Source organism: Nocardioides sp. Root1257 (genome assembly GCF_001425175.1).
Taxonomy (GTDB): domain Bacteria; phylum Actinomycetota; class Actinomycetes; order Propionibacteriales; family Nocardioidaceae; genus Nocardioides.
The window spans coordinates 446,987-462,551 of the sequence record NZ_LMDV01000001.1 but is presented as its reverse complement, the minus strand read 5'-3'; the positions used below and the strand labels follow the sequence as shown (position 1 = coordinate 462,551).

16 protein-coding genes are annotated in these 15,565 nt (G+C 72.1%); 9 read left to right on the top strand and 7 right to left on the bottom strand.

Annotated elements, in window-relative coordinates; genetic code table 11:
• Positions 1-8 precede the first annotated feature (8 nt).
• Both ASC77_RS02300 and ASC77_RS02295 read right to left on the bottom strand, forming a co-directional pair.
• Positions 9-2,087 (bottom strand): 3-hydroxyacyl-CoA dehydrogenase NAD-binding domain-containing protein, encoded by a 2,079-nt coding sequence (locus tag ASC77_RS02300; protein ID WP_056148349.1) that lies wholly within the window; start codon positions 2,085-2,087, stop codon positions 9-11.
• Between the two features lies 1 nt (position 2,088).
• A complete protein-coding gene (locus ASC77_RS02295; RefSeq protein WP_056148346.1) occupies positions 2,089-3,300 on the bottom strand; it encodes a thiolase family protein in 1,212 nt (403 codons plus the stop codon).
• Positions 3,301-3,509: 209 nt separating this feature from the next.
• Here ASC77_RS02295 and ASC77_RS02290 point away from each other — a divergent pair, with 209 nt between their 5' ends.
• The 3 genes from ASC77_RS02290 to ASC77_RS02280 are packed head-to-tail and all read left to right on the top strand — an operon-like array spanning position 3,510 to position 6,197.
• The gene (locus ASC77_RS02290; protein ID WP_235547396.1) at positions 3,510-4,466 is read left to right on the top strand and encodes a PAC2 family protein; all 957 of its coding nucleotides are present in this window, start codon (positions 3,510-3,512) and stop codon (positions 4,464-4,466) included.
• Positions 4,459-5,322 carry an acyl-CoA thioesterase II gene (locus tag ASC77_RS02285; RefSeq protein ID WP_321163683.1) on the top strand — a complete coding sequence of 288 codons (864 nt, stop codon included), beginning with the start codon at positions 4,459-4,461 and terminating at the stop codon, positions 5,320-5,322. The genes ASC77_RS02290 and ASC77_RS02285 overlap by 8 nt, the downstream gene beginning before the upstream one ends.
• Positions 5,319-6,197 (top strand): acyl-CoA thioesterase, encoded by an 879-nt coding sequence (locus tag ASC77_RS02280; RefSeq protein WP_056148341.1) that lies wholly within the window; start codon positions 5,319-5,321, stop codon positions 6,195-6,197. Before ASC77_RS02285 ends, ASC77_RS02280 begins: the two co-directional genes overlap by 4 nt.
• A gap of 13 nt (positions 6,198-6,210) precedes the next feature.
• Here the strand turns inward: ASC77_RS02280 and ASC77_RS02275 are convergent, their stop codons facing one another.
• Positions 6,211-6,861, bottom strand: coding sequence for a GAP family protein (locus ASC77_RS02275; protein ID WP_056148337.1), 651 nt, complete (start codon positions 6,859-6,861; stop codon positions 6,211-6,213).
• Positions 6,862-6,909: 48 nt separating this feature from the next.
• On the opposite strand from ASC77_RS02275, the gene ASC77_RS02270 reads away from it, so the two are divergent.
• The gene (locus ASC77_RS02270) at positions 6,910-8,007 is read left to right on the top strand and encodes a DNA glycosylase AlkZ-like family protein (protein WP_056148335.1); all 1,098 of its coding nucleotides are present in this window, start codon (positions 6,910-6,912) and stop codon (positions 8,005-8,007) included.
• A gap of 42 nt (positions 8,008-8,049) precedes the next feature.
• Entirely contained in the window at positions 8,050-8,703 is a 654-nt protein-coding gene (locus tag ASC77_RS02265; protein WP_082574393.1) for a sigma-70 family RNA polymerase sigma factor, read from the top strand.
• A 15-nt stretch (positions 8,704-8,718) separates the two neighbouring features.
• Here ASC77_RS02265 and ASC77_RS02260 read toward each other — a convergent pair whose 3' ends face one another.
• Both ASC77_RS02260 and ASC77_RS02255 read right to left on the bottom strand, forming a co-directional pair.
• Entirely contained in the window at positions 8,719-9,204 is a 486-nt protein-coding gene (locus ASC77_RS02260; protein WP_056148328.1) for a PaaI family thioesterase, read from the bottom strand.
• On the bottom strand, positions 9,201-9,575 hold the full coding sequence (locus ASC77_RS02255; protein WP_056148326.1) for a winged helix-turn-helix transcriptional regulator: 375 nt from the start codon (positions 9,573-9,575) through the stop codon (positions 9,201-9,203). Before ASC77_RS02255 ends, ASC77_RS02260 begins: the two co-directional genes overlap by 4 nt.
• A gap of 18 nt (positions 9,576-9,593) precedes the next feature.
• On the opposite strand from ASC77_RS02255, the gene ASC77_RS02250 reads away from it, so the two are divergent.
• The 3 genes from ASC77_RS02250 to ASC77_RS02240 all read left to right on the top strand — a co-directional run bounded on the left by ASC77_RS02250 (position 9,594) and on the right by ASC77_RS02240 (position 11,995).
• Positions 9,594-10,964 (top strand): MFS transporter, encoded by a 1,371-nt coding sequence (locus tag ASC77_RS02250; RefSeq protein WP_156390877.1) that lies wholly within the window; start codon positions 9,594-9,596, stop codon positions 10,962-10,964.
• A gap of 7 nt (positions 10,965-10,971) precedes the next feature.
• A complete protein-coding gene (locus tag ASC77_RS02245; RefSeq protein ID WP_056148321.1) occupies positions 10,972-11,376 on the top strand; it encodes a nitroreductase family deazaflavin-dependent oxidoreductase in 405 nt (134 codons plus the stop codon).
• A gap of 229 nt (positions 11,377-11,605) precedes the next feature.
• Positions 11,606-11,995, top strand: a complete 390-nt coding sequence (locus ASC77_RS02240; RefSeq protein ID WP_056148319.1) for a hypothetical protein — start codon at positions 11,606-11,608, stop codon at positions 11,993-11,995.
• Here the strand turns inward: ASC77_RS02240 and ASC77_RS02235 are convergent.
• Together ASC77_RS02235 and ASC77_RS02230 are read right to left on the bottom strand one after the other, a co-directional pair.
• Complete coding sequence (locus ASC77_RS02235; RefSeq protein ID WP_056148314.1) at positions 11,985-12,794, bottom strand: MaoC family dehydratase; 810 nt, start codon at positions 12,792-12,794, stop codon at positions 11,985-11,987. The two genes, ASC77_RS02240 and ASC77_RS02235, sit on opposite strands and share 11 nt — an antisense overlap.
• On the bottom strand, positions 12,794-14,158 hold the full coding sequence (locus tag ASC77_RS02230) for a 3-oxoacyl-ACP reductase (protein ID WP_056148311.1): 1,365 nt from the start codon (positions 14,156-14,158) through the stop codon (positions 12,794-12,796). Before ASC77_RS02230 ends, ASC77_RS02235 begins: the two co-directional genes overlap by 1 nt.
• Before the next feature lie 96 nt (positions 14,159-14,254).
• On the opposite strand from ASC77_RS02230, the gene ASC77_RS02225 reads away from it, so the two are divergent.
• Positions 14,255-15,547, top strand: a complete 1,293-nt coding sequence (locus ASC77_RS02225; RefSeq protein WP_056148308.1) for an acetyl-CoA C-acetyltransferase — start codon at positions 14,255-14,257, stop codon at positions 15,545-15,547.
• Positions 15,548-15,565: the final 18 nt, after the last annotated feature.

Below are 15,565 nucleotides of genomic sequence, written 5' to 3'. Positions count from 1 at the left end.
ACGTGCCCCTAGTGGAACGTGCCGAGACCCTCGCGCTCGAGGAGCATCGTCAGCCCGCCGTTCCAGAAGGAGAAGCCGGCGCCGGTGATCATCGCGAGGTCGAGGTCCTCGGCCGCCACGACGACACCCTCGTCGAGCATCCGGCGAGCCTCGTCGGCAAGGCCGGTGAGCACGCGGGTGCGCACCTCGGCCGGCTCGAGCACGACCGGCTGTGACGGCTTCTCGAGCAGCGCCTCGACCTCGGGGTCGATGCCGCCGTCGGGGCCGTAGTACGACGTCTTCCGCGCCGCCACCACGCGCTCGAGCGCGGGGGAGACGTAGAAACGGTCGGGGAACGCGCCGTGCAGCGTCTCGTTGTTGTGCAGCGCGATGGCCGGGCCGACCAACGACAGGAGCATGAACGGCGGCATCGGGGCCACGCCCGCGAACGCCGCGTCCGCCACGGTCACCGGGGTGCCCTCGTCGACGATCCGGCCGACCTCGCCCATGAAGCGGCCGAGGAGCCGGTTCACGATGAAGGACGGGCTGTCGTTGACCAGGATCGTGGTCTTCTTCAGCGCCTTGCCGGTGCCGAACGCCGTCGCCAGCGTCGCGTCGTCGGTCCGCTCGCCCTTGACGATCTCGAGCAGCGGCATCACCGCGACCGGGTTGAAGAAGTGGAAGCCGACCACCCGCTCGGGGTGCTCGAGGTCGGCGGCCATCTCCGTGATCGACAGCGACGACGTGTTGGTCGCGAGGACGCACTCGGCGGAGACGACCTTCTCGACGTCCGCGAAGACCGACTTCTTGACCGCCATCTCCTCGAAGACGGCCTCGATCACGAAGTCGGCGTCGCCGAAGACCTCGGCCTTGTCGATCGCGCCGCTGACCAGCGCCTTGTGACGGTTGGCCTTGTCGTTGTTGATCCGGCCCTTGGCGAGCAGCTTGTCGATCTCGGCGTGCACGTAGCCCACGCCCTTGTCGACCCGCTCCTGGTCGAGGTCGGTCAGGACGACCGGCACCTCGAGGCGGCGTACGAAGAGCAGCGCCAGCTGCGAGGCCATCAGGCCCGCGCCGACGATGCCGACCTTGGTGACGGGCCGCGCCAGCGACCGGTCCGGGGCACCGGCGGGGCGCTTGGCCCGCTTCTGCACCAGGTCGAACGCGTACAGCGACGCGAGCAGCTCGGGCGTGCGCGACATCGCCTCCAGGGCGTCGTCCTCACGGGCGAAGCCGGCGTCGCGGTCGCCGTCACGGGCCGCGTCGACGAGCTCGACGGCCTTCAGGGCGGCCGGGCTCGCACCGCCGGTCCGGGCCGCCACGACGCCGCGGGCGCGCTCGACCGCCGCGTCCCACGCCGCGCCTCGGTCGACCTCGGTGCGCTCGACGACGATCTCGCCGCGCAGCACCGCGTCGGCCCAGAGCAGCGACTGCTCGAGGTAGTCGGCACCGGAGAAGACCGCGTCGGCCAGACCGAGCTCGTACGCCGCGGCGCCGCCCAGCGTCTTGCCGTTGTTGAGCGGGTTCTCGATCAGCACCGTCACGGCCGCGTCGGCGCCCAGCAGGTTGGGCACCAGGAACGCGCCGCCCCAGCCGGGCACCAGCCCGAGCATGACCTCGGGCAGGCCGAGCGCGGGAGCACTGTCCATCACGGTGCGGTAGGTGCAGTGCAGCGCGACCTCGAGGCCGCCGCCGAGGGCGAGGCCGTTGATGAAGCCGAAGGACGGCTTGCCGCCGTCCTGGAGCTTGCGGAAGACCGCGTGGCCGAGCTCCGCCACGACACGGACGGCGCTCTGCCCATCATTCGGGGTGCCACCGCCCTGGATGGAGGTGAGGTCGGCGCCGGCGGCCAGGATGAACGGCTTGCCGGTGACGCCGATGGCGGTGATCGCGTCGTCCGCGACCGCGGCGTCGATCGCCTCGTTGAGGGCGAGCAGCGAGCGCGGGCCGAACGTGTTCGGCTTGGTGTGGTCCTCGCCGTTGTCGAGCGTGATCAGGCCGAGCACGGCGCCGCTGGGCAGCGTCACCTTGCGCAGGTGGGCCTGGGTCACGCGCTCGGCGTCGGAGGAGATCTCCTGGGCGCGCTCGAGGAGCTTGTCGATCGTCATGTCAGGCCGCCTGTCCGGTGTAGTGCGGGTTCTCCCAGATGACCGTGCCGCCCATGCCGATGCCGATGCACATGGTCGTCAGCCCGTAGCGGACCTCGGGCCGCTCCTCGAACTGCCGGGCGAGCTGGGTCATCAGGCGAACGCCGGAGGACGCGAGGGGGTGGCCCATCGCGATGGCCCCGCCGTACGGGTTGACGCGCGCGTCGTCGTCGGCGATGCCGAAGTGCTCGAGGAACGCGAGCACCTGCACGGCGAACGCCTCGTTGACCTCGAACGCCTCGATGTCGTCGATCGTGAGACCGGCCTGCTTGAGGGCCTTCTCCGTCGCCGGGATCGGGCCGGCACCCATGACCTCGGGCTCGACGCCCACGAACGAGTAGGCGACCAGGCGCATCCGCACCGGCAGCCCGAGCTCGCGGGCCGTCTCCTCGTCGGCGAGCAGCGCCGCGGTGGCACCGTCGTTGATGCCCGCCGCGTTGCCGGCGGTGACCTTGCCGTGCGCGCGGAACGGCGTCTTCAGGCCGGCCAGCGTCTCCATGGTCGTGCCCGGTCGCATCGGCTCGTCGGTCGAGGCCAGGCCCCAGCCCAGCTCGGCCGACTTGGTCGCGACCGGCACCAGGTCGGGCTGGATCTCGCCGGCGTCGTACGCCGCGGCCGTCTTGTCCTGGGAGCGGACGGCGTAGGCGTCGACGCGCTCCTTGGTGATCGAGGGGTAGCGGTCGTGCAGGTTCTCGGCCGTCTTGCCCATCACGAGCGCGTCCGGGTTGACGATCCGCTCGGACAGGATGCGCGGGTTCGGGTCGACGCCCTCGCCCATGGGGTGGCGGCCCATGTGCTCGACGCCGCCAGCGATGGCGACGTCGTACGCACCGAAGGCGATGCCGGAGGCGGTCGTGGTGACGGCGGTCATCGCGCCGGCGCACATCCGGTCGATCGCGAAGCCGGGCACGCTCTGCGGCAGGCCCGCGAGCAGCGCGGCGGTGCGGCCGATGGTCAGGCCCTGGTCGCCGATCTGCGTCGTGGCGGCCACGGCCACCTCGTCGACGCGCTCGGGCGGCAGCGAGGGGTTGCGGCGCAGGAGCTCGCGGATGCACTTGATGACGAGGTCGTCGGCACGGGTCTCGGCGTACTGGCCGTTGGCCTTGCCGACGCCGAACGGGGTGCGGACGCCGTCGACGAAGACGACCTCTCGCAGCTGGCGGGCTGATGCCATCTCTGGGGTTCTCCTCGGGGATGAGAGTGCTCGGTGCCGGCTAGGTTACCCCACGGTAACAAGCGGAAACGCAGGCGGCCGAAGAGTCCAGCCGCGACTCGTGACATACCTCGCGCTTGCGACCGGGCGCAGGCGGAATGAGCGACGGGACCACTACGGTTGTGCCCACGGACCGACGGGAGGTCGGGCCGCCGCAACGAGGAGGTTCCGTGGGCAAGCGTGAGCGCTTGGTGCACATCGTCGACGAGGTGCCGGAGCTCGAGGCGATCCGAGACGCGGGCGGTGACCTCACGATGGTCCTCGTGCTCGACGGGTTCCTCGATGCCGGCAGCGCGGCGGCGCGCGCGGCCCAGCACCTCACCGACCTGTCGGACGGTCCCGTCGTCGCGACCTTCGACGTCGACCAGTTCCACGACTACCGCGCCCGGCGTCCTTCGATGACCTTCGTGCGCGACCACTACGCGGCGTACGACGCACCGCGACTGCTGGTCCGGCTGCTCCACGACGCCGGCGGCTCGCCGTACCTGCTGCTGCAGGGCCCCGAGCCCGACAACCGGTGGGAGGCGTTCTGCGGAGCGGTGCGGGAGGTCGTCGAGACCCTCGGCGTCACCCGGGTCGTCGGCATCGGCTCGGTCCCGATGGCGGTGCCGCACACCCGCCCGATCGCCCTCACGCCGCACGCCAACGACCCGGCCCTGCTGACCGGGACCAGCCCGTGGCGCGGCGAGCTGCGGATCCCGAGCAGCGCCCAGGCCCTGCTGGAGATCCGGCTGGGGGAGTGGGGTCACGAGGCGATGGGCTTCGTGGCGCACGTCCCGCACTACCTCGCCCAGATGGACTTCCCGCTGGCCGCGGCCGTGCTGCTCGAGCAGGTGGAGATCGCCGGTCGTCTCACGATCGACCTGTCCGGCCTGCGGGCCGAGGCCGAGGACACGGAGGCCGAGATCGCGACGTACCTGACCGCCAACCAGGAGGTCGCCGACGTCGTGGCCGCGCTGGAGCGCCAGTACGACGCCTTCGAGCGCGCCGAGGAGGACGGGGCGAGCCTGCTCGCCCCCGACCAGCCGCTGCCCACCGGCGAGGAGATCGGCCGGCAGTTCGAGCAGTTCCTGGCCGGGCTCGACGGACCGGAGGAGCCCGGCGGTCCCGACCAGGAGCGTGGCTGAGGTGCCCCGCGACGCCGACGAGCTGCTCACCCTGCTCGACCTGGAGCGGATCGACGACGACCTCTTCCGCGGTGCCCAGATGCCGACCAGCCGGCCGATGGTCTTCGGCGGCCAGGTCGCGGCCCAGTCGCTGGTGGCCGCGTCGCGCACCGTCCCGGACGAGTACGTCGCGCACTCGCTGCACTCGTACTTCCTCCAGCCGGGCGACCCGAGCACGCCGACGATCTACGACGTCGAGAACCTCCGCGACGGCCGCTCCTTCGTCACCCGCCGGGTCATCGCCCAGCAGCACGGTCGGCCCATCTACGCGCAGACCGTGAACTTCCAGAAGGACGAGGCGGGCTACGAGCACGAGGAGTCCATGCCCGACGTGCCCGGCCCCGACGACGCGTCGGTGCGTCCGGTCAGCCGGAAGGCGCAGGAGGAGCTGCACGCCGACCAGTGGAACGTCGCCGACATCCGGTTCGTCGGCTCCTCGGCCTCCGGGCTGGATGAGGACCCGCTCCACCCCGGCCGGCAGCGAGTCTGGCTGCGCGTGTCCTCGCCACTGCCCGACGACCAGTTCTTCCACCGGGCCGCCTTCACCTACCTCTCCGACATGACGCTCATCGGCGCGGCGATGGCGCCGCACGGCATCAGCTTCGGCCGCGGCGATGCGTTCGTCGCCTCGCTCGACCACGCGATCTGGTTCCACCGGCCATTCCGGGCCGACGAGTGGTGGCTCTACGACCAGGTCTCGCCGTCGGCCTCCGGCGGCCGGGGCCTGGTGCTCGCCCGCGTGTTCACCCAGAGCGGTGAGCTCGTCGCGTCGGTGGCCCAGGAGGCCGTGCTGCGTCCCCGGAAGGCGGACCGATGAACCCCACCGAGGAGCTCGTGGACCTGCTCGACCTCGAGCGGCTCGACGGCGATCTCTTCCGCGGCAAGCAGCCGGAGTCGGCGCGCGCTCGCGTGTACGGCGGACAGGTCGCCGCGCAGGCGCTGATGGCCGGCATCCGCACGGTGCCGACCGACTTCGCGGTGCACTCGCTGCACTCGTACTTCCTCCTCGGCGGCGACTACTCCGTGCCGATCGTCTACGACGTGGAGCGGATCCGCGACGGTCGCTCGTTCATGACCCGCCGGGTCGTGGCCCGTCAGCACGGGCGGCCGATCTACTACCAGACGCTGAACTTCCAGCTGCCCGAGGAGGGCTTCGATCACCAGGACGCGATGCCGGAGGTCGGCGCGCCGGAGACCGGCTTCGACCTGGTCGAGGTCATGCGCCGCGGTGGCAACGCCGAGGCCGACGCGCTCGGCAAGGAGTGGGGCGCCCTGGACGTCCGCTGGCTCGGCAACACCCGCTTCGGCCTCGAGCCCGACGACGGGCACGTGTCCCAGGCCCGGATGTGGGTCCGCCTGCGCGAGGGGCTGCCGGACGACCCGGCCGTCCACGTCGCCGCGTTCACCTACGCCAGCGACGTGAGCCTGCTCGGCTCGACGCTGTCGGTGCACGACGTCAACCCGTCCAAGACCCAGATGGCCTCGCTCGACCACACGCTGTGGTTCCACCGGCCCTTCCGGGCCGACGAGTGGTGGCTCTACGACCAGTGGTCGCCCTCGGCGCAGGGCGCTCGTGGCCTGGCCTTCGGCCGGATCTTCACCGCCGACGGCACGCTCGTCGTCACCGCCGCGCAGGAGGGCCTGATCCGCCCGCGACGACCCGGCTCGGAAGGTCCCGGCGCGAAGGAGTGACGGCGCCGGCCGCTCAGAGCTCCTGGACGGCCTTGAGCACCAGTGCGGCGCCGATCACGATGACGACCACCGCCAGCAGGACGGCGTTGTGGCGCACCAGCCACGCCTCGACCCGCTGCAGCGGCGGCTGCGCGCGGTCGCCGAGGACGAGGAACGCCAGGATCGGTACGGCGACCGAGACCGACGCGACGGCGATGAAGAGGACTGCGGCGAGGACGAGACCGGCCGCCTCGAGGTCGGACGCCCCGGCGTACAGCCCGGCCGCGAACGCGAGCATCAGGTGCTTGGGGTTCGCGACCGCCAGGGTGAGCGCCAGTCGGAACGACCTCCTCGGCGTCGTGGTGCGCAGCGACTCCATCCAGGCGGGGGTCCCCGCGTCGGCGGCGCGGCCCAGCCACTTGCGCACGCCGAGCCCGATGAGCAGCAGGCCGAGGACGAGCCTTACGACGATCGCCCAGGTCGGTGTCTCACCCTGCTCGAGCACGCTCGCCAGCACCGTCGCGGCCAGGACCATGACGGTCATCCCGGCCAGCCAGCCGCCCAGGTAGGCGGAGCCGGTGGCGCGCGGGCGCGGCGCGGCCAGCACCAGGATCGCCGGGATCACCGGGATGGGTGAGGCCGCGATGCCGGCCGCCAGCGGCAGCATCTGGGCGAGGACAGACATGGCCAGACACTAGGGCTCGCCGGGGGTGGCGGTGGGCATGATGACCACGTGACCGTCCACGAGCTGTCCCGCGCCGACGCGCGCCGGGTCGCGGTGCGAGCCCAGCTGCTGGCAGCGGCGAGACCCACGGACCTCGTCGACGTGGTCCGGCACCTCACCGTGCTGCAGGCCGAGCCGACGAGCGCGATCGCACCGAGCGCCGACCTGGTGCTGTGGAGCCGCCTCGGTCCGTCGTACGACCCCGCCGAGCTGCGCGACGCGCTCGACGAGCAGCGACTCATCGAGCACCAGGGCTTCATCCGGCCGGCGGAGGACATGGCGCTCTTCCGTGCCGAGATGGCGCAGTGGCCGGGGAGCGGTGACCTCACGGACTGGCAGGTCGGCCGCGCCGCGTGGGTCGCGGCCAACGACGGCTGCCGCCGCGACCTGCTGGAGCGGCTCCGTGGCGACGGGCCGCTGCCGGCGAGCGAGCTGCCCGACACCTGCGAGGTGCCGTGGCAGTCCTCGGGCTGGAACAACGCCCGCAACGTCCGGATGCTGCTCCAGCTGATGGTCGCGCGGGGTGAGGTCGCCAGCGCCGGGCGCCGGGGACGCGAGCAGCTCTGGGACCTGGCCGAGCGGATCTACCCCGACGACCCCGTGCCCGACGCCGAGGAGGCGCGCCGGACCCTGGACGCGCGGCGGCTGACAGCACTCGGGATCGCGCGCGCCAAGGCCGCGTCCTCGCCGGGGGAGCAGCACGACGTGGGCGAGGCGGGGGAGGCCGCCGTCATCGAGGGTGTCCGCGGCACCTGGCGCGTGGACCCGGCGTACCTCGATGCCGGCCCGGAGCCCAGCCGCGCCGCGCTGCTGTCGCCGTTCGACCGCCTCGTCCAGGACCGCAAGCGGCTCACCGAGGTCTTCGAGTTCGACTACCTCCTGGAGATGTACAAGCCGGCGGCCCAGCGCCGGTGGGGCTACTACGCGCTCCCCGTCCTGTACGGCGACCGCCTGGTCGGCAAGCTCGACGCGACCGCCGACCGGGCGGAGGGGGCGCTCGTCGTCACCGCCGTCCACCAGGACGAGCCCTTCGCGCCGGACGTCGCCGAGGCCGTCGACGCCGAGATCGCGTCGCTCGCGGAATGGCTCGGTCTGGAACTGGTCTAGTCAAAAGGTGGACTACCGCCCGAACCTGCCGATGGTGACCTCATGAGCAGGGACATGGAGCAGGGCGCCACCGGTCGGCTGAGCGCCCAGGAGCTGGCACTGGAATCCGTGCCGATGGTCGAGTGGATCGTCGGACAGGTCGTGGCGCGGGTGCCCCGGTCGGTCCAGCGCGACGACCTGCAGTCGGCCGGCCTCGTCGCCCTGACCGAGGCCGCCCGGGCCTACGAGCCCGAGGTCGACGGTGCCTTCGAGGTGTACGCCGCCGCCCGCGTGCGCAGTGCCCTGCTCGACGTCGTCATCGCCTCGCAGACCGAGTCCGTCGAGGCCCGGATGCCGGTCGACCCGACCGTGCCCCCCGAGCCCGCCGACGTGGAGGACCGGATGGTCGGACTGCGCGAGGCCGTGGGCGAGCTCTCCGAGCGTCACCGCCAGGTGGTCGGCCACTACTTCCTCGACGAGGCCCCGGTCTCGGGCATCGCCGAGGAGCTCGGCATGGCCGAGGCCCAGGTGGTGCAGCTCCGCACCGAGGCCCTGATGCTGCTGCGCGACGCCCTCGCGGCGAGCACTGACGAGACCGTCGAGCCGCTGCAGCGTGACTCCGCGCGCCGGGCGATGTACGCCGCGCTCGCGAGCCGCCGCAACCTCGTGCGGGCCAGCTCGATGCCGGACACCCGGCAGCTGCGCCTCGAGGCCTGAGCACCCGGCTCGACGTCAGAGGTCGAAGACGAGCAGCGTGCTGCTCGCGGTCGCGACCAACGCGCCCGAGCCGTCGGTGACGGTGGCCTCGGTGAACCCGACCCGCGACCCGGCCTTGACGACCGTGCCCGTGGCGGTGAGGAGGCCGCTGCCGGCGCGCACCGCCTTGAGGTAGCTGACCTTGATCTCGACCGACGTGTAGCCCTTGCCCTGCGGCAGTGTCGTGTGCAGCGCGCAGCCGGCCGCCGAGTCGAGCAGCGTGCAGACCAGTCCGCCGTGCACGGCGCCGATCGGGTTGTAGACCGACTCGTCGGGCGTGCAGGTGAAGACCGCCCGGCCGAGCTCGGCCTCGACCAGCTCGAACTGCATCGTCGCCGCGATCGGCGGCGCGGGCAGCTCGCCCTTCATCACGGCCTGCATGTAGTCGAGGCCGGGCATCGAGAGTCCCTGGAGCGTCCCCGGACCGGGGTCCTCCCAGGTGACGGTGCGGGTGCGGGTCATGCGGTGAACCTCCGGTAGCGCTTCGGTCGGCGGGGATCGTCGGCGGCGACGGCGTGCTTGTCGCCCCAGGCCAGCAGAGCATCGAGCACCGACAGCAGGTCCTGGCCGGACTCCGTGAGGTGGTAGTCGAAGCGCTCGGGCCGCTCCTGGTACGCCGTACGCCCGATCACGCCGGCGGCCTCCAACGCCTTGAGGCGGGCCGCGATCCGGTCGCGCGGAGCGCCGGTGCCGCGGACGATGTCGCCGAAGCGGGTGCTGCCCATCGCGATCTCGCGGACCACCAGGAGGGCCCAGCGCTCGCCGACCAGCTCGAGGGACGCGGCGACCGGGCACGGCCGACCGGGCAGCTCGGCTAGTGGAACGGGGCTCATGGGTGTAGCGTCCCGCGAGTGAGTTTGGAAGTCAAACCCTCTGTCAACGGCGCGGTCGCGACCCGGTCGCTCGCCCCGATCGCGCTCGGCACCGCCCTGGTGCTGGTCACCTACGTGACGCCGATGGCGACGATCCCGCGCACCGCGGCCGACCTCGGCGCGGGACCGGTCGCCCGGGCCTGGATCCTCAGCTCGATGTCGGTCGGCCTGGCGGCGGCCCTGCTCGCCGCGGGCGTGCTCGGGGATGCCTACGGCCGGCGCCGGGTGTACGCCGCGGGACTCGGGGCGATCGGGGTCGGTGCGCTCGTGTGCGCCGTCGCCCAGGAGCCCGTGCTCTTCGTGGCCGCCCGGGTGGTGGAGGGCGTCGGGGGAGCGGCCGTCCTGGCCTGCGGCCTGGCTGTGCTCGCGCACGACTTCGCCCCGGGCCCGGCCCGCGTGCACGCCACCTCGATCTGGGGCGCGAGCGTCGGGCTCGGCATCACGGCCGGGGCGATCCTCTCCGCGGCCCTGGACATCGGGTCCGGCTGGCGCGAGACGTACGCCGTGGTCGGGCTGGCCGCGCTGGTCCTGCTCTGGCCGAGCCTGAGCCGGATCGGGGAGTCGTCGGCGGTGGAGCCGCGCCGGATCGACGTACCGGGCCTGGTGCTGCTGGTCGCCGCCATGACGCTGCTCGTGTCGGCACTGACCCAGGGCCGCAACGGCATCGACGCGCCGACGGTCGTGCTGGCCGTGCTCGCGGCGGTCGCCGCCCTGGGCTTCGGCGTCGTCGAGCGCCGCGTGCGGCAGCCGCTGGTCGAGCCCGACCTGCTGCGTGCTCCGCGCTTCCGCGCCGCGACGCTGGGCTCACTCACCTTGGGGCTCGGGATCATCGGGATGTCGTCGTTCGTGCCGACCGTCGCCCAGCTCGGGCTCGGCGCCAGCCTCTGGACCGCGAGCCTGCTGGTCGTCGTGTGGTCGGGCACGAGCGTGGTCACGTCGTACCTGATCCGACACCTGCGCCGCCCTCTCGAGGGACCGCGCCCGATCGCCGCGCTGCTGGTCGTGGTCGCCGTCGGGCAGCTGACCGGCTACGGCCTGGACGCGGGGTCGAACGTGTGGCGCCTCGCCGTGCCGATGTTCGTCGCCGGCCTCGCGACCGGTGTCCTCAACGCCCTGCTCGGTCGCGAGGCGGTCGCGAGCGTGCCGCCCGACCGCGCCGCGATGGGCAGCGGCGCCAACAACACCGCGCGCTACCTCGGTGCCGCCTGCGGCATCACGCTCTTCGTCGTCGTGGCGACCCACGCGGGAGCCGACCTGCTCGCCGGGTGGAACGTCGCCGTCCTGGTGGCTGCCGGCCTCAGCCTGCTCGGCGCGGCGGTCATCGTTGCGACCGGGCGGGTGCGGGCATGATGGAGAGGTGACCGACTACAACGCGAAGATCATCGAGGAGTTCCGGGCCAACCACGGCCGGGTCGGAGGCAACTTCGAGGGCGCTCCGCTGCTGCTCCTCCACTCCACCGGAGCCAGGAGCGGCCAGGAGCGGGTCAGTCCGATGATGTACCTCGCCGACGGCGACCGCTACCTCGTCTTCGCGTCCAAGGCCGGCGCCCCCGACAACCCGGACTGGTACCACAACCTCAAGGCCAACCCGGACGCCACGATCGAGGTCGGCGACGACACCCTCGACGTACGCGCAGAGGAGCTGCCGCGCACCGAGCGCGACGAGAAGTACGCCGAGCAGGCCGCGCTCTACCCCGGCTTCGCCGACTACGAGAAGAAGACCGACCGAGTCATCCCGGTCCTCGCGCTCACCCGTCGCTGACGACCCACCACGTTGAATCGAGACTTCTGACCGTTGAATCGAGACTTCGGACCGTTGAGTCGGGACTTCTGGATCGCGTCCCCGGGCCACGGTCCCGATTCGACCGTCAGAACTCTCGATTGAAGCGTCAGAACCCTCGACTCGACCGTCGTGGGGGGTGAGGTGCCGGATGAGGGCACTCTCATCCGGGGCTCATCACCACCACATGAGGCGTCGTCAGGCTCGGTGCATGAAGACCATCGCAGCCACCGCCGCCCTGATCGCCGCCGTCCCGCTCGCCGTCCTCGGCGCCGCTCCCGCCCACGCGGGTGCCGACCGCGAGGTGATCCGCCACGGGTCGTGCTCCGCGAGCACCGACTGGAAGATCAAGGCCAAGGCCGACGACGGCCGCATCGAGGTCGAGTCCGAGGTCGACAGCAACCGCAGCGGCCAGACCTGGCACTGGGTCCTGCGGCACGACGGCAACCTCGTCGACCGCGGCCGTTCGATGACCGCCGGGCGCAGCGGCTCGTTCGACGTCGAGCGCAAGGCACGCAACTCCGCAGGCGCCGACGCGTTCACGTTCCGTGCCGTGAACCGCGTCAGCGGCGAGGTCTGCGTGGCGCGCGTCAGGTTCTGACGGTCCGGCCCGCCAGGTGCGGGGCGCCGGACTTCGGGTTGCTGAGCGAGAAGGCGTAGCCATCGTCGGTCGGTCGCGAGCCGAAGGCGACCGAGCCGGGCAGCAGGATCGGCTTCTTGAAGGCCACGTCGACGCGGACGCGGTCGGGCAGCCGGTTCTCGAGCGCCCCGACGCAGCGGGCCATCGACCACATGCCGTGCGCGATCTGCCGTGGGAAGCCGAACGCCTTCGCGGTCAGGCCGTAGAGGTGGATCGGGTTGCGGTCGCCGGAGACGCCGGCGTACGACCGGCCGAGGTCGCCGGGGAGCTTCCAGACCGTGCCGCTCGGGGGCGCGTCGGGGTACGACGGACCACTCGGCGCACCCTCGTCCCCGGCGCCCCGGCGCAGGAACGTCGAGGTCTCCTCCCACACCAGCTCGCCGGCCGAGTGCACCGTGGTGAGCATGTCGAAGACCTGACCCTTGGCGTGCGCGCGCAGGTCGGCGGGCCGCGCGGTGACCTGGAGCTGCTCGGTCAGTGAGATCGGGCGGTGCTGGGTGATCGAGTTCTCGAGGTGCACGGTGCCGATCGCGGGGAACGGGAACGACCCGTCGGCCATGATCTGCAGGTGCAGCCCGAACGCCAGCAGGTGCGGGTAGGGCAGGGGCAGGACGTCCTTGCGCGGGAAGCCGCACAGCGTGGCGTACGACGCGACGTGCCGCGGGTCGAGGGGTACGTCGTGGCGGACGAGCGACAGCTCGGGCAGCTCGCCGGACGGTCGGATCTTCGGCAGGGCGGCCTTGATCAGGACGGGGATCATCAGGCGCCCAGCATCATCTGGCCGCAGACGCGGACCACGTTGCCGTTGACGGCCGTGGAGCCGGGGCTGGCGTACCAGGCGATCGTCTCGGCGACGTCGACCGGCAGCCCGCCCTGGGCGAGCGCGTTGAGGCGCTGGCCGACCTCGCGCGTCGCGAACGGCACGGCCGCGGTCATCTGGGTGATGATGAAGCCGGGCGCGACGGCGTTGATCGTGATGCCGTCGCGCAGCTCGTCGGCGAGCGAGTCGACGAGCCCGATGACACCGGCCTTGGAGGCCGCGTAGTTGGTCTGGCCGACGTTGCCGGCGATCCCCGCGATCGAGGCGACGCCGATGATCGAGCCGCCCCTGTTGACGACGCCCTGGTCGAGGAGCTCGCGGGTGATCCGCTCGGGGGCGGTCAGGTTGACGGCGATGACCTGCTCGAAGCGGTCACCCATGTCGGCAGACGCGGCCATGTTGGCGAGCTTGCGGTCACGGGTGATACCGGCGTTGTGCACCACGACGTCGACGCCACCGTGCTGCGTCTTCAGGTGGTGCGCGATCCGCTGCGGCGCGTCCTTCGCGGTGATGTCGAGCACGAGGTGGTCGCCGTCGAGCTCGCGCATCACACCCTGGAGCTCGCTGGCAGCCTGGGGCACGTCGATGCCGACGACGGTCGCGCCGTCGCGGTGCAGCACCCGGGCGATCTGCTCGCCGATGCCGCGGCTCGCGCCGGTGACCACGGCGACCTTGCCGTCGAGCGGGCGGGTCCAGTCGGTGACCTTGCCCGGCTTCGCGGCGCCGTGGGCACCGATCCGGACGACCTGGCCGGAGACGTACGCCGACTTGGGGGAGAGCAGGAACGCCAGCGTGCTGGCGACCGAGCCCTCGGCGCCGTCGGCGACGTACACGAGCTGCACGGTGCCGCCGCGACCGATCTCCTTGCCGAGGCTGCGGGTGAAGCCCTCGAGCGCACGCTGCGCGACCCGCTCGGCGCCGTCGACCAGCTCGGGCGGCGTACCGATCACGACGACCCGCGGGCACCGGTCCAGGCTGCGGAGCAGCGGGGTGCAGAAGTCGCGCAGCGCGACCAGCTGGTCCGACGACGTGAGGCCGGTGGCGTCGAAGACCAGGCCCTTGTACGTCGTGCCGTCGCCGGGGGCCTCGCCCGCAGGCGTCTCCACACCGGCGATGCCGAGGGTGTCGAGGATGCCGACCAACGACTCGGCCAAGCGGCCGCGGCCGCCGACGGCGACCGTGCCGTCGACGAGCGGCGCGCCCTCGGCGTACCGCTCGAGCCGGGTGGGCTGCGGCAGGCCGAGCAGCTTCGTGATCTGCTTGCCGATCGTGGACGCGGTGAAGTCCTGGTAGCGGTCGCTCATGGTGCTAGGTAACTCCTCGTGTAACTCGGTGTCCACATTTCGTGATCTGCCCCTCATAGCCTTCTCTCCGGGCGGGCCGCGATCAAGGATGGGCGCATGGCAGTCGAGACTTCAGGCAGCACCCGCCGCGTCGCCGTGATCGGCGGCAACCGGATCCCGTTCGCCCGCTCCAACACCGTGTACGCCGACGCGTCCAACCAGGACATGCTCACGGCCGCGATCGACGGGCTGGTCGCCCGCTTCGGCCTCGAGAGGGCGCGCGTCGGCGAGGTGGTCGCGGGCGCCGTGCTCAAGCACGCCCGCGACTTCAACCTGGCCCGCGAGTCCGTGCTGGGCTCGCGGCTGGCGCCCGAGACGCCGGCGACCGACATCCAGCAGGCCTGCGGCACCGGCCTGCAGGCGGCCATCCAGGTCGCCAACAAGATCGCGCTCGGCCAGATCGACGTCGGGATCGCCGGGGGCACCGACACCACGTCCGACGCGCCCGTCGCGATCAGCGACCGGCTGCGCAAGAAGCTGATGAAGGTCAACGCCGCACGTGACACCGTCGGGAAGGTGAAGGCGCTCGGCGCCATCCGGCCCGGCGACATCGGCCTGGAGATCCCGCAGAACGGGGAGCCGCGCACCGGTCTGTCGATGGGCGAGCACGCCGCGCTCACCGCCCTGGAGTGGCAGGTCACCCGCGAGGAGCAGGACGAGCTCGCGGCCCTGTCGCACCAGCACCTGGCGGCGGCGTACGACCGGGGGTTCCTCGACGACCAGATCACGCCCTTCCGTGGCGTCGAGCGTGACCAGAACCTGCGCGCGGACTCCACGGTCGAGAAGCTGGCCAAGCTCAAGCCGGTCTTCGGTCGTGGTGAGGCCGCGACCATGACCGCCGGCAACTCGACGCCGCTCACCGACGGCGCGTCCGTCGTCCTGCTGGCCAGCGACGAGTGGGCCGAGGCGCACGGGCACCCCGCGCTGGCCTACCTCGTCGACTCCGAGACCGCGGCGGTCGACTACGTCCACGGCGGCGAGGGCCTGCTGATGGCGCCGGCGTACGCCGTCCCGCGGATGCTGGCCCGCCACGGCCTGACGCTCCAGGACTTCGACTTCTACGAGATCCACGAGGCGTTCGCCTCGCAGGTGCTCTCGACGCTCAAGGCGTGGGAGGACCCGGTGTTCTGCAAGGAGCGGCTCGGCCTCGACGCACCGCTCGGCGCGATCGACCGCTCACGGCTCAACGTGAACGGGTCGTCGCTCGCGGCGGGTCACCCGTTCGCCGCCACCGGCGGCCGGATCATCAACGTCGCCGCGAAGCTGCTCGCCGAGAAGGGCTCCGGGAGGGCGCTGATCTCGGTCTGCGCGGCCGGCGGTCAGGGTGTCGTAGCGATCCTGGAGCGGTAGGTCGCTCGTCGGACGCCA

Bases quoted from the DNA above. Each gene is read 5' to 3' on its own strand.
- ASC77_RS02300 (WP_056148349.1), bottom strand. From the start codon at position 2,087: ATGACGATCGACAAGCTCCTCGAGCGCGCCCAGGAGATCTCCTCCGAC.
- ASC77_RS02295 (WP_056148346.1), bottom strand. From the start codon at position 3,300: ATGGCATCAGCCCGCCAGCTGCGAGAGGTCGTCTTCGTCGACGGCGTC.
- ASC77_RS02280 (WP_056148341.1), top strand. From the start codon at position 5,319: ATGAACCCCACCGAGGAGCTCGTGGACCTGCTCGACCTCGAGCGGCTC.
- ASC77_RS02275 (WP_056148337.1), bottom strand. From the start codon at position 6,861: ATGTCTGTCCTCGCCCAGATGCTGCCGCTGGCGGCCGGCATCGCGGCC.
- ASC77_RS02265 (WP_082574393.1), top strand. From the start codon at position 8,050: ATGAGCAGGGACATGGAGCAGGGCGCCACCGGTCGGCTGAGCGCCCAG.
- ASC77_RS02260 (WP_056148328.1), bottom strand. From the start codon at position 9,204: ATGACCCGCACCCGCACCGTCACCTGGGAGGACCCCGGTCCGGGGACG.
- ASC77_RS02255 (WP_056148326.1), bottom strand. From the start codon at position 9,575: ATGAGCCCCGTTCCACTAGCCGAGCTGCCCGGTCGGCCGTGCCCGGTC.
- ASC77_RS02240 (WP_056148319.1), top strand. From the start codon at position 11,606: ATGAAGACCATCGCAGCCACCGCCGCCCTGATCGCCGCCGTCCCGCTC.
- ASC77_RS02235 (WP_056148314.1), bottom strand. From the start codon at position 12,794: ATGATCCCCGTCCTGATCAAGGCCGCCCTGCCGAAGATCCGACCGTCC.
- ASC77_RS02230 (WP_056148311.1), bottom strand. From the start codon at position 14,158: ATGAGCGACCGCTACCAGGACTTCACCGCGTCCACGATCGGCAAGCAG.
- ASC77_RS02225 (WP_056148308.1), top strand. From the start codon at position 14,255: ATGGCAGTCGAGACTTCAGGCAGCACCCGCCGCGTCGCCGTGATCGGC.